Source organism: Lysinibacillus sp. TE18511 (genome assembly GCF_054062295.1).
On sequence record NZ_JBSSFD010000036.1, the window covers coordinates 37,291 to 50,085 of the forward strand.

The following is a 12,795-nucleotide window of genomic DNA, read 5'->3' on the forward strand; positions in this document are numbered from 1 at the left end:
TTATTAAAGTTAATAGGAGGAATACAAATGTCTTTTTTTAACAAAGCACTTGCAAGTATTGGGATTGGCTCGGCAACAGTCGATACAATGCTAGAAAAGTCTACATACCAGGCGGGAGAAGTTATGCGTGGTGAAATCGTTGTGCAAGGTGGGAATGTTGAGCAGCAAGTCGATACCATTTTTTTATCGGTGAATACTACTTATATTCGAGAATCTAATGACCATAAATATACGGAAGTCGTAGCGCTACAAAAAGTTAAAGTAACGGAGCCATTTGTGATTGCTGCTGGTGAAAAGAAAGTAATTCCCTTTTCTTTAACATTGCCATTCGAAACACCTATTACAGCGGGCAAAACACAAGTATGGATTCAAACAGGGCTTGATATTAAAAACGCAGTAGACCCTCATGATAAAGATTATATTCGTGTCCAGCCTACAGAGCTTGCAGCACATATTCTCGATGCCATTAATGGACTTGGATTCCGTTTACGCGAGGCTGAATGTGAGCAGGCGCCAGCTCGATTCCGTGGATACTATCCCTTCATCCAAGAGTTTGAATATGTGCCAACTGGGCAATTTAGAGGACATTTAGATGAGCTTGAAATCGTCTTTTTATCTCAAACTAATCATTCAGTAGAATTACTCATGCAAATTGATCGAAAAGTAAAAGGTATTGGTAGCTTCTTCTCTGAAGCTTTAGATATGGACGAAAGCAATGTTAGAACAACGATTACGATACAGGACTTACCAACTATTCAAGCAAAGCTACAGCAAATTATCTCTAAACATTTGTAGCCCTTGATGAATCTAAGAATTAGAAAAACACGGTATGAAAGTCGATTTCATACCGTGTCTTTTTTATGCTGTCACATCACGTTTCATGAATGACATATAGCTTATTGCTAAGAATAAAACTGCATAGATCGCGAGAATTGTAAGAGAGAATGGCATTGTGATACCTTCTATCATTAAATTACCACTTTCATACTGTGTTAAATTTGAATGTGTTAGCCAAATATATTTAACTATTTCATATTTGCTTAAGAACATCACAATCATTCCGCCCATAAAAGATAAGAACATCGTTAAACCAATCGCTAAAGAGCTTGAACGGAAAACTGAGCCCACTAAGAAAGCAAACAATGTCGACATCACAAAATCTCCGCCAGAAAGTAAATAGTGATAGGCCAAATCATTCCATACCGCTTTTTCAACTACCTGACCATTGATCATCTCTAACTCAACACCCGATGCACCACCAAATAATATGAACCCTACTAGAGCGCTGACTACTACATTGACAGCAATCAAAAAGAGCCCAAATACGAAAGTTGTCAGTAATTTTGAAGTTAATATTTTTGCCCGTGACATAGGACGTGTTAACAACATTTTAATCGTGCCTGTTGAGAATTCACTTGATACGATACTCGCTGCTAAAATTACAGTGAACAATGTTACTAAAGATAGCATATTACTTGCAAATGACATAAAGCTTGCTACGCTTCCCTCTGATTGAGAAGGCACGTCATTTGCTAATCGATACTCAGAAATAGCAATTTGCTCTTCAAAGTCTTTTTTATCTTCTTCTGAAACATCGTCACCCTTCAACATGTCTTTATAACTATTAATGACCTGTTGTTCATTTTCCTGCCACGTTATATCCTCTGCAGTCTTTGTTTCATAGTATTTCATCATAATACCAGGACCAACAATAGCGAGAATTAATAGCGCGACCATTGCCCAAGTTCCTTTTTTATGCCACAATTTCATCCATTCATTTTGAATTAGCTTCAGCAATTTGGCCACCTCCTGTCATTTCTAAGAATTGATCCTCTAACGTTTTTTGATGTGGTTGTACGGCGAATAATTGGATTTCTGCGTTCACAAATTGCGTAATAAGCTTCGGTATATCTTCTTTCTTTATTTCCACTACGAAACCATTATTTTCTACAGTAAAGTTATAATCGAACTTTTGTAGATGAATGGCAACATCATCTTTTGGTGCAGCTTCAATATAATAAAATGAAGAAGTTTCAATATTAATATCACGAATATCGATGAGTTTACCATTTTGTATAACAGCTACTCGATCACACATTAATTCAATTTCGGATAATAAATGGCTAGAAACAAAAACCGATACGCCATCCTCAGCTGCAATTTTACGCAAATACATACGAAACTCACGAATACCCGCTGGATCAAGACCATTTGTTGGTTCATCTAAAATTAAAAATTTTGGTCGATGAAGTAGTGCCTGAGCGAGTCCTAAACGCTGACGCATCCCAAGTGAATAAGTCGATACCTTTTCATGAATGCGTTTCTCTAGGCCGACCTGTCTAACCACCTCTTCAATACGCTCTTTTGTAACGTTTTTATGCATACGCGCAAAATGCAGTAAGTTTTTATAGCCCGTCATAAATTTATACATTTCTGGATTTTCTACAATTACGCCGACCTTACTAATCGCTTCTTCATAATTCTCCTGTAAGGAAAGACCATCAATAATGACTGTTCCCTCTGTTGGATGCATAAGCCCCGTCATCATACGAATAGTCGTCGTTTTCCCCGCGCCATTTGGTCCTAAAAATCCAGTGATTTGACCTGGATATAAATCGATATTCAGTTGCTGAATTAATTGCTTACCACGAATGGTTTTTGATAAATTTTGCAATTGAACTATTGGTTGTGTTGTCATTAATCTCATCCTTTCTTATAATACGTCTTCATCCATTGCACAGCATCTTTATTCGTAACATCTCGAATCGTCTCTACTTCCTCATGTGCAATAATCGAACCATTTTGCAGTAAAATGATTTGATCTAAAATAGGTTCTACCTCATATAATTCATGCGTTGATAACAGTATTGTTTGGTTTTCAATATCTGTAAATTGAATTAACCCTTTAATAAGCTGTTCACGAACAATTGGATCTAAACCAGAAAATGGCTCATCCATTAAATAAAAGGGTACTTCTCGCCCAAGAGTTGCGGCCATTTTCATTCGACCACGGTTCCCCTTTGATAATTGTCCTAGCTTCATATTTTTATCAACGTTTAAAAACTCTGCAACAATACATGCCTTATCATATGAAAAATCTTCGAATTGAGAAGCATAGTGCTGAAAAAGCTGCTCACCTGTGTAGAAATCAAAAAATAAATCAGTATCAGGTAAATAAGCAATCTTATCCGCACTTCTGCGTGTAACAGGCGTCCCATTTAGCAAGACCTCACCATTTGATGGACGTAATAAGCCCGACAATACTTTTAAAAGTGTCGACTTGCCACTCCCATTTTCTCCAACAAGCCCAATGATTTTGCCAACCGGAATGGAAAAAGACACATCTTGCAAAATCGGCTTTTTCATATAACGAAAAGAAACATTTGATAGCTGTAACATTTATTTCACCCCACGATTTTTGGTTAACACGACAAGCATCTCTTCTTTGGAAAATCCCAATGCTTCAATAGATGTTAAAAAATTTTCAGCTAATTGGTTTTTCATATCTTCTCGTAAAAGTACAATTCGCTCTTCATTGGTTGTAATAAATGTACCTTGACCTCGTTTCGTTTCCGTTATATTCATGGCTTCTAACTCCTTGTACACGCGTTGTACGGTATTTACATTAACACCTGTTTCAACTGCATATTCTCGAACAGAAGGAAGTCGATCCCCTAGCTCTAACTTTCCTTTCAAAATATCTCCACATATCCGATCTACAAGTTGGCTATATATGGGCTTATCACGTGAAAAGTCGATTGTCATCGTAATACCGCCTTTTCAAGCCACTTCGTCGCTACGATAAATAGAATGACGATCAAAATTATCATCACTACTTCCTCCACAACATAAAGCGGATTATAGATAATCTCAATAGTCGATACTTTTGCCTTTGGTAAATAGTGTGCCAACCAATCTAATGGCATTTCAATATGATGAAAAATAGAAGCATATAGCTGGCTTTCAGTAAATTTATACCATAAATTCATACTGAAGAAAAAAGCACCCATCATAATAACAATGGCAAAGCGACCAATAAAATGCTTCATTTGGAGATAAAATACTAAAAATAATAGCAGTATGACAAGCATCATCCATTGTAAAATGACTGAAAATCCTACAGTAAGTATTAGTGATAATACTATTTGTCCAAAATTGGCTACAAATTCATCTTTCACATTGTACATTGCGATCATAATAAAAATTAAATTGAAGATAGCATATCCAATTAGTGAAAAAATAACTTTAACACCTACAAGCTGTGTAATCGGACTAGTGGAGTGTAGCCATATTTCTTTGGACTTTAAATCATGTCGCATACTAGCTACAAATTGTAATATCGAATAAAATCCGCCTAATACAATCACGAGCATTGTGAGTGCAAATGATAGCTGATTTTCCGGTATTGTCATGCCATCAACAAATCGCTTTATTAAATATGGAAGCACCAATGACAACATAATTCCTGCAAAAATCGCAAAAAATAGCCATGTCCTAAAAAGCACCCATTCCTTTTTGAATAACCCTGCAAATTTTTTCAATGCCAACACCTCGTGTTATAGTGTACTAGTTGAATATTACACTATGACTTTTAAGTTTGCAAGTATAAAATGCAAAAAAAGGAAGAGCCTTTAAATTACAGGCTTCTTCCTACATGTTGTAATGGCATTAAGTTTAATAAAGTATGCATCCTCGCTTCCTATTGCTGAAATCTGCTGTCCAGACCGTAGCAAATAAGAATAATCCCTTTCAATTAACCTTCTTCGTTTCCAATTCTTCCACTCTCATCTCCGCTGCCAAACATCTTCATCATGTACGTAAGACTTCCGTTTTCAACACCGAGTAGTCTTTCTACGTTGAATACAAAAGCAGGAATACGTGAAGCACGCTCTTCATTTGACATTTCAACCAGATCATCATCAAAAACGGTATTCGTATAGGCCACAACCATTTCCATACATTCATATGGATACGGCGTACTGAATAACCCCTGTTCGATACCCTCACGGATTATTTCCGTCAAGATTGGAGGAAGGCCGTTCATGATAACCTTCTGTATTTTCCGATGCATAAGCGCGTTCTGAGGCTTATGTATATGATCAATAATTTCCTTGCCATTTCCGGCACTTATATTTAGTGCCATGACAACACGGACAATACGCTCGTTAACGGATATGCTCTTATCTGCGGCAATTGCCTTAGCATCTCCTAAAATTTGGGCATTATATCGCTCAATTAGCGCGTCCATAATGTCCTCTTTCGACTTGAAATGATAATACAATGTTCCTCGCGCAATTCCGACCTTTTCGAGAATATCATTTGTACTTGTGCGATCAAAGCCCTTTTGACCGAACAGCTCATCCGCTGCATCAAGTATTTCGTTTCTACGTTCCTGCGCTTCTTTTCTCATTTTTCCCCCTCCTTATAGACCGACTGTCTGTCTATAAAAATCATAGCATTTTACAATTAATTTCAATAATATGCTGATTTTTGTAAAAGATGAATTACAAACTCTAATTTAAGTAATGTGACTGTCGCTTTGCTTTCGTCTTTAATGAAAAACGAAGGAAAAAATATCCTTTCATAGATAATTAGTGATAGAATCATATGTAAGTTGATCGTTAAGAGAGGAAAGCAATGATGTCTGAATTTAAAAAAATAGATTACACAATGGGGAAAAAAATACGCGAAAGTTTACAGGCGGACTGTCAGAGCTGCTTCGGTCTATGTTGCACGGCTTTAAATATTGCTGCTTCTAGCGACTTCGCCATTAATAAGGCAGCTGGGACACCATGCCCAAATCTACAATCTGATTTTAGCTGTCAAATTCATAGCAAACTTAGAGATCAAGGGTTTAAAGGATGCACAGTTTTTGATTGTTTAGGAGCAGGACAAAAGGTTTCACAAACAACCTTCCATGGACAAGACTGGCGACGATCCCCTGAAATTTCTGAGAAAATGTTTCGTGTCTTTCCTATTATGGAGCAGTTATATGAAATGATCGCCTATGTAGCAGAGGCTTTATCCCACAAAGTTGATTCATCTCTATTTAACAAGCTACGATTGCAATTAGAACAACTACAGCGTGCAACAGAGCTAGAAGCAAATGCATTGCTAGCAATAGATATTCCTAATTATCGACTGCCAGTGAACATTTTACTATTAGAAACAAGTGAGCAAATTCGCCAAAGCCTTATCGTAAAGATGAAGGAAAAAAACGCTCGAAAGTATGACAATAGAGGGGTCGATTGGATGGGGAAGAATGTAAAGAGGAAGGATTTAAGAGCAACTAATCTTCGAGGAGCTTATTTAATTGCTGCTAATTTTGAAAATGCAGATCTAAGAGGTGTTGATTTTATTGGTGCGGATTTACGTGATGCCAATTTACGTGGCGCAGACCTTTCAACAAGTATGTTTTTAACCCAAATGCAACTTAATTCAGCACAAGGCAATCATCAAACAAAATTACCCTCCCACCTGAAACGTCCGTCTCATTGGGATCACTAATTAAACAGAGGCTGGGACATAACTAAATGCTTCCTTCATAAAGTCGAATAATCTCGAAATTAACAAAACACGATAAATAGAAAAACCGAACTATTCCGAAACACTTCATGAGCGTTTCATTGGATAGTTCGGTATTTTTGTTGGCTGAAACACTTTTGTCCCAGCCTCTTCTTTTTATTTTTGCTTCTTTTTAAAGATGATCGTAACTACAACTAGCACAAGTAAAATCGCTTGTCCAATCATTGTCTCTACAGTTGGGTAAAAACCAATGAAGCTGATAACCGGTAAGCCATCTACAATTGTTGTAGAAACTGCATCCCGCAGCTGCAATGTATGCAGACTGACACCAATGATTTTAAAGGCCAGTACATAAATTAACACCGTTGCCACTGCGAAAAATTTATGAACTGGTATTTTTCCACTTGCTTTAAATAACACAAATGCAAAAATAGTTAATACTAGAAGTGCTACTACGATACCTAGTACAAATTGCGATGTCTCCATTTTAGGTGCAATTCCTGCATAGAAAACAAGTGTTTCTGCCCCTTCACGGAAGACAGATAGGAAGCTAATTGCGGCCATGGCAAACACTGAACCACTGGAGATCGCATTGCCCATTTGTTTAGAAATATAGCGATTCCAGCTTGCCACACTTGATTTACTGTGGAGCCAAATCCCAACTCCTACCATCATTGCTGCAGCTAGTAAGCCAATATAGCCTTCCATCAGCTCTCGGTTTGTATCAACTGTCGGAGAATTTAAAATTGTCGACATTAAAATAGCCGCTACTGCTGATAACAGAACCCCTACAAATGCACCGATATAGATCCATTTGCGCATTGGCTTTTGTCCTGATTTCTCTAAGAACGATACTAATGCCAAAATAATTAGCAATGCCTCTAAGCCTTCACGCAATAAGATAAGCGCCGAATCCCATAAAGTATAATCTGAATCAGCTTGAATTAACTCTATTTCAGTGCGGAAATTATCTAATTTACTTTTAATAGCTTCTTTATCGACTGTTGATTTTAATAAATCACTAGCGATAATCGGCATATCACTCTCAATTTTAGTATATAGGCTACCGTTACGAGTCGAAATTTCAATTTCTACACTTGGCCATATCGTAATGAATTCTAGAATTTTATCAGAGGCAGCTTTATAATCACCTGCATCGATAAAATCGTTTGCCTCATCAATATAGGCAATTAATGTAGATAACGAATATTCTCCTTCGACCGCTTTCGCTGTTTCCTTACCAGCTACAAAATCCTCAATTGTTTGTTTTAACTCTGCAAATTGGGACTTCATAAGAGTTACATCTGGCTCCTCAGCGGAAATGGAAATGCGTAAAAACGCCATTTGTGTTTCAATTTGCCCATACATCGCAATACTTTGCTCACGCACAGGTCTTTCATTTTTATTCCATTTGATATTAAAGTCTTTATAGGCTTCATCGATGGCTGCAATGTCCCCACTGGCTAATGCTTTTTCAAAGTCCGCCATGATGGGTTTAAACTTTTGTCCAAATTCTGCACGTTGCGCCGCTTCATCCACAGGGTTTTCAAGCTCTTCTAGAGCACGTAAAGCATTTGACAAAGCCGATAGTGCCTCTAAACGTTCATCCTTTGAAGTAGCTTCAACTGCTTGAGCAAGAAGTTCATCCACTTTTTCTTTTGCTTCTGTCTGTTCAGATGTTACGGATGCCCAGTCTTTCGTAAACTGTTCAAGTGCCAGTTTTGCCTCGGCTTCTTTATCCTGCTTCGTATTCATCAGTGCATCACTAATCGAGATGTACAAATGACTATAAGATTGCGCTGCCTGCACTGGTACAGCAAGTGCCAATAACAAGCATAAAATTATACTACAGCGCGTTAAAAAGTGCTTCACCTAGATAACTCCCCTTTTGTACACCAGGGAAGCAAGCGAACACGGCACTGCCTCGATGGGTAATGTACTCATTCATTTTATCCATACGCCCTAAACTATTTTGCACTGTTGTAAATTGGGCCGGGTCTTTTTGAAAAGATATGAACATTAGCCCCGCATCATGCGCGCCAGTATTCGTCATAACACCGGATGCATAAGAGTATGAGCGACGTAAAATACGCGCACCCGATTTACGAGCCAAATGCACATGTGATGTATCTGGCATAATATACTCGCCATTACTATCCTTCGCTTCTACGTCGAAATCATCGAACTCTTTCTTTTTACCAAACGGTGCCCCACTATCGCGATAACGACCAAATGTTGCTTCCTGATCTTTTAAAGATGTGCGATCCCATGTTTCAAGATGCATTTGAACTTTACGAGCAACTAAATAAGAGCCACCTTTTAACCAACCTTTATCGACCCAAACCACTTTGTTTAGATCTTTTTCATCAGTAGGATTGCCCGTACCGTCCTTGAACGCAAATAAATTTCGAGGTGTTCCTCCGCCAGTTGGGAAAGAGTTGAATCCTGCCTGTGACCATTTAACCTCTACTTTACCAGAAGCTGCACGTACTAAATTACGTACTGCATGAAACGCCACTTGTGGGTCATCTGCACATGCTTGAATACAAATATCTCCACCTGTGTATTCTTTTTGTAGCTGATCTTTCGGGAAATGTGGTAAATCATTTAGTTCAGCTGGCTTTAAGTGCTGGATACCAAGCTTTTCGAAAAGAGATGGACCAACCCCTATAGTTATGGAGAGATTTGAGGCGTTTAATCCTTCAGCTTCACCCGTATCTCCTGTTGGAACTCTAGTATTTGTTGTTAAATCTACCATTAATTCACCATTCATTAAACGTACAACAAGAGGTGTCCATTGTTTGAACAACTCTTGTAGTTCCTTCTTTGATGTGAATAAAACATCTAAAGAAGCAAAATAAATATTCGTTTGAACGGGTGTAACAATGCCAGATTGATGTTTTCCATAGAAATCAACTTTATTACGTGCTGTCGTGCTATCCGCAACGGGCTCAAACACATCATAGCCCATTGCTTTCATAACACCACCTAAGCCTGAAGCACCGATCGCTACACCTGCTGCCCCGATGCCAGTTAGCTTTAACATGTCACGTCTAGATATTTTTTTATTGATCCATTTTCCATCATTTGACTCTGTCATTTATTATCACTCCAAAATAATCCCCATTTGACTTAATGGTTCTCCTAGTTGATTAACTGCTGCTGCAAGTGCTTTTGTGTTTTCTTCTGTTAATTCTTCGTAAGAAACATATCCACCGTCAGCTGTTGCGTGCTGTGCCAATAAATCGTCCACTGCTTTGAATTTTTCATCTAATGTTGCTACTAATTCTTTATCTTTTGCTTCTAATTTCGGACGTAAGATTTCAAAGATTTTTTCTGCGCCTTCAATATTTGCTTTAAAGTCATAAAGGTCTGTGTGAGAATAGATTTCCTCTTCACCAGTGATTTTAGATGTTGATACTTCATTTAATAAATCAACAGCACCTGTAATCATTAAATCTGGTGTTACTTCAACAGTTTGAACTAATGCGTGTAATTCTTTTGCATCGGCTAATAGCTGATCTGCTACCTTCTCGTAGCCTGCAGTTTTATTTTCAACCCAAAGTGCATGTTCAAGCTTATGATAACCTGTCCACTCTTCCTCGCCCTTACCTTCTTCTTGGATATCGGCTAAACGACCGTCAATACGTGGGTCAAGGTCTCCAAAGCTTTCTGCGATTGGCTCTGAACGCTCAAAATACATACGAGCTGGTGCATAGGCTGCTTTTGCCCCTTCAATATCGCCAGCTTTAACTAGGTTTACAAATTTCTCTGTTTCTAGTAAAAATTGATCCATTTGTTCTAAAGCAAATTGTTTATAGGCTGCCAGTTCAGCTGTAAGATCAGCCCCTTTTGTTTGTTCTGCTTTATTTGCTTGCTCCGTTGCGGGCTTCTCTTCTTTTTTTGTTTCTTCTGTATTGCCACAGCCAGTCATTAGAATGCCACCTGCAACTAATACTGACAATATTGATGTTTTTTTCATGCTAAGTACCTACTTCCGAAATAGTTTATATTGAGAATGATAATGATTATCACACTCTATTGCAAGAAGTATTTTTATTTAAAGAGAAAAACGTCATTTTCTAGTTGATATTTTAATATAACTAGAAAAATAACGCTTTTCCTACAATATAACGATTCTAATCTACGAAATTTTTGTTATTTTCATATTTTCCATATAAGAAATAATAAAGGATAATTGACAGTAAAATTACGAATACCATCGCAAAGAAAATCGCACTGTATCCCATCGTTGGAACGAAGAACCCTAAGAAATAAGGACCAACACCTAAACCTAAATCATATAAAATAAAATAGGTCGATGTCGCAAGTCCTAATCGCTCATTTGGTGTAACCTTAATAGCGATTGCTTGTGCTACAGAATTGAAGTTACCATAACCAATACCAATGCAAGCAGCAGCTAGTAAAAATACAACACTACTTGTAGCCGAGCTAAAGGCATACATACCGATTGCAAAAATGACTAAACACGGATAAATAACAATATTCGCACCTCTTGAGTCTAGAAGCTTTCCTGTAAATGGACGTGTCGCTAGAATCACGATTGCATAAATAATAAAGAAATAACTTCCCGCTGAGACCAAATCAAGCTCTTTCGCATAAAACGTCATAAATGACATAACCCCTGAGTAAGCAAAACCGATAACTAACCCCACAAAAGCAATTGGCACAGCACGCATCTCGATAAAATTGCTTAGCTTAAAGCTTGTTTTCTCTGCCATTTCTTTGGCTTTCTTCGGTGCGTCAGGAACTGTCACGATAAAATACATCAAAAAGCAAATAATAGCTAAAACTGAATCGACTGCAAAAATCATACGAAAATCTTCAAACAGTTGTGTTAAAAGAATACCTACAAACGGTCCAATAGCAGTTGCTAAGATGGCACTTAAACTGTAATAACCAATACCTTCACCACGTCGATTAGACGGTAAAATTTGTGCAATAATTGTTCCAGTTGCCGTACTCGCCACGCCAAGTGCAATTCCTTGTACTAAACGATTGAGCATGAGAAGTGTCAAATTTACCGCAAAAAAATAGGACATCGTTGATAGCATAAACAATAATAATCCACAAAATAATGTTTTTTTACTACCCCAATCCCCAATGATCCGTCCTGCCCCAAGACGCCCTATTAATGTACCTATAATAAAAATACTCGATACAAGACCTGCCGTACTAGTTGAAGCGCCAAAGTGCTCAACCGCATAGCCTGCAATTGTTACCATCAATAAAAAAAAGATTAATGTAATGGTAAAGTTAATAAGTGAGACGATTAAGAAGTCTTTTGTCCATAGTCTATCTCTAGTTGTTTCCACTTTCATCTCTCCTACCGATTTATGTTTGCACAAATTTTCTCTAAAACTTGTGTCGCAATCTCAATCTCCTGCTTTGATACGCCTGCAAGTGCCTGTTCAAACAACGGTTTTAAATGCGCCTTTATTTCTAGCACAAGTTCTTCACCATAAGCCGTTAATTGTACAAGCTTTTCGCGCTTATCCCTGCCCGCTACCGTTTCCACATAGCCTAGATCTACAAGCTTGTGAACAAACCTTGTGACACTTGGCTTTTCAATTGACATATAATTCGCAATCTCCACGAATGAATGTCGCCCCTTATCATTAAGTAATCGAAGAACAGCCCATTGTGAGCTATATAACTGATATTTCTCTAATTGCACATTCACTTGATTGATAAAAGGTCTGTACATTAAGCGATACTGATTAAAAAAATTCTGTTCAACCGTCACAATACCACTCCTTATAAATTAGTTAGCCTAGGTAACTATATACCTGAAATCTCTATTTGTCTAGTAGGAAATGAGCGAGAATTCCTCTAGTTTAGAGCCGCTATCGTTGTCGTTGGACTTTCCGTCGCTTCGAGACTTTTATCCGGCGGTGTCGCTGGTCTTTCCGTCGCTCCAAGACTTCTATCCGTCGAAGACTCCATTGTTTCCGTCGCTGCTATTTCTATCCGTCACCTTAAGATTTTTATCCGGCGGTGTCGTTGGTCTTTCCGTCGCTCCAAGACTTCTATCCGTCGAGGTCTCCATTGTTTCCGTCGCCGCTACTTCTATCCGTCTCCTTGAGACTTTTATCCGTCGGTGTCGCTGGTCTTTCCGTCGCTCCAAGACTTCTATCCGTCGAAGACTCCATTATTTCCGTCGCTGCTACTTCTATCCGTCACCTTGAGACTTCTATCCGGCGTTGTCGCTAGTCTTTCCGTCGGTTCGAGACTTTTATCCGTCGAGGA

General features: G+C 38.2%; 14 protein-coding genes. 3 read left to right on the forward strand and 11 right to left on the reverse strand.

The features are described from left to right. Window positions 1–27 precede the first annotated feature (27 nt). Window positions 28–795, forward strand: coding sequence for a sporulation protein (locus ACVWXS_RS20205; RefSeq protein WP_456959910.1), 768 nt, complete (start codon window positions 28–30; stop codon window positions 793–795). Window positions 796–858: 63 nt separating this feature from the next. On the opposite strand, the gene ACVWXS_RS20210 is transcribed toward ACVWXS_RS20205, so the two are convergent. The 6 genes from ACVWXS_RS20210 to ACVWXS_RS20235 all read right to left on the reverse strand — a co-directional run bounded on the left by ACVWXS_RS20210 (window position 859) and on the right by ACVWXS_RS20235 (window position 5,410). Continuing rightward, complete coding sequence (locus ACVWXS_RS20210) at window positions 859–1,797, reverse strand: ABC transporter permease (RefSeq protein ID WP_456959911.1); 939 nt, start codon at window positions 1,795–1,797, stop codon at window positions 859–861. Beyond that, entirely contained in the window at window positions 1,775–2,698 is a 924-nt protein-coding gene (locus ACVWXS_RS20215) for an ABC transporter ATP-binding protein (RefSeq protein ID WP_423475307.1), read from the reverse strand. Before ACVWXS_RS20215 ends, ACVWXS_RS20210 begins: the two co-directional genes overlap by 23 nt. 5 nt (window positions 2,699–2,703) lie before the next feature. Then, window positions 2,704–3,399, reverse strand: a complete 696-nt coding sequence (locus ACVWXS_RS20220; RefSeq protein ID WP_368636473.1) for an ABC transporter ATP-binding protein — start codon at window positions 3,397–3,399, stop codon at window positions 2,704–2,706. Further along, the gene (locus tag ACVWXS_RS20225; RefSeq protein ID WP_456959912.1) at window positions 3,400–3,765 is read right to left on the reverse strand and encodes a GntR family transcriptional regulator; all 366 of its coding nucleotides are present in this window, start codon (window positions 3,763–3,765) and stop codon (window positions 3,400–3,402) included. Next, window positions 3,762–4,541 carry a hypothetical protein gene (locus tag ACVWXS_RS20230; protein WP_456959913.1) on the reverse strand — a complete coding sequence of 260 codons (780 nt, stop codon included), beginning with the start codon at window positions 4,539–4,541 and terminating at the stop codon, window positions 3,762–3,764. Before ACVWXS_RS20230 ends, ACVWXS_RS20225 begins: the two co-directional genes overlap by 4 nt. Before the next feature lie 212 nt (window positions 4,542–4,753). Continuing rightward, the gene (locus ACVWXS_RS20235) at window positions 4,754–5,410 is read right to left on the reverse strand and encodes a TetR/AcrR family transcriptional regulator (RefSeq protein ID WP_456959914.1); all 657 of its coding nucleotides are present in this window, start codon (window positions 5,408–5,410) and stop codon (window positions 4,754–4,756) included. A gap of 230 nt (window positions 5,411–5,640) precedes the next feature. Here ACVWXS_RS20235 and ACVWXS_RS20240 point away from each other — a divergent pair, with 230 nt between their 5' ends. Continuing rightward, a complete protein-coding gene (locus ACVWXS_RS20240) occupies window positions 5,641–6,507 on the forward strand; it encodes a pentapeptide repeat-containing protein (RefSeq protein ID WP_456959915.1) in 867 nt (288 codons plus the stop codon). Window positions 6,508–6,681: 174 nt separating this feature from the next. Here ACVWXS_RS20240 and ACVWXS_RS20245 read toward each other — a convergent pair whose 3' ends face one another. From ACVWXS_RS20245 to ACVWXS_RS20265, 5 genes are all read right to left on the reverse strand, one after another. Next, the gene (locus ACVWXS_RS20245; protein WP_456959916.1) at window positions 6,682–8,397 is read right to left on the reverse strand and encodes an FTR1 family iron permease; all 1,716 of its coding nucleotides are present in this window, start codon (window positions 8,395–8,397) and stop codon (window positions 6,682–6,684) included. After that, window positions 8,372–9,625 carry an iron uptake transporter deferrochelatase/peroxidase subunit gene (gene efeB, locus ACVWXS_RS20250; protein ID WP_456959917.1) on the reverse strand — a complete coding sequence of 418 codons (1,254 nt, stop codon included), beginning with the start codon at window positions 9,623–9,625 and terminating at the stop codon, window positions 8,372–8,374. Before efeB ends, ACVWXS_RS20245 begins: the two co-directional genes overlap by 26 nt. A 6-nt stretch (window positions 9,626–9,631) precedes the next feature. Then, entirely contained in the window at window positions 9,632–10,507 is an 876-nt protein-coding gene (gene efeO, locus ACVWXS_RS20255) for an iron uptake system protein EfeO (protein ID WP_456959918.1), read from the reverse strand. Window positions 10,508–10,664: 157 nt separating this feature from the next. Further along, window positions 10,665–11,861, reverse strand: a complete 1,197-nt coding sequence (locus ACVWXS_RS20260; protein WP_456959919.1) for an MFS transporter — start codon at window positions 11,859–11,861, stop codon at window positions 10,665–10,667. Window positions 11,862–11,872: 11 nt separating this feature from the next. Further along, complete coding sequence (locus ACVWXS_RS20265; RefSeq protein ID WP_456959920.1) at window positions 11,873–12,292, reverse strand: MarR family winged helix-turn-helix transcriptional regulator; 420 nt, start codon at window positions 12,290–12,292, stop codon at window positions 11,873–11,875. 70 nt (window positions 12,293–12,362) lie between these two features. On the opposite strand from ACVWXS_RS20265, the gene ACVWXS_RS20270 reads away from it, so the two are divergent. After that, window positions 12,363–12,734, forward strand: a complete 372-nt coding sequence (locus ACVWXS_RS20270; protein ID WP_456959921.1) for a hypothetical protein — start codon at window positions 12,363–12,365, stop codon at window positions 12,732–12,734. Window positions 12,735–12,795 lie beyond the last annotated feature (61 nt).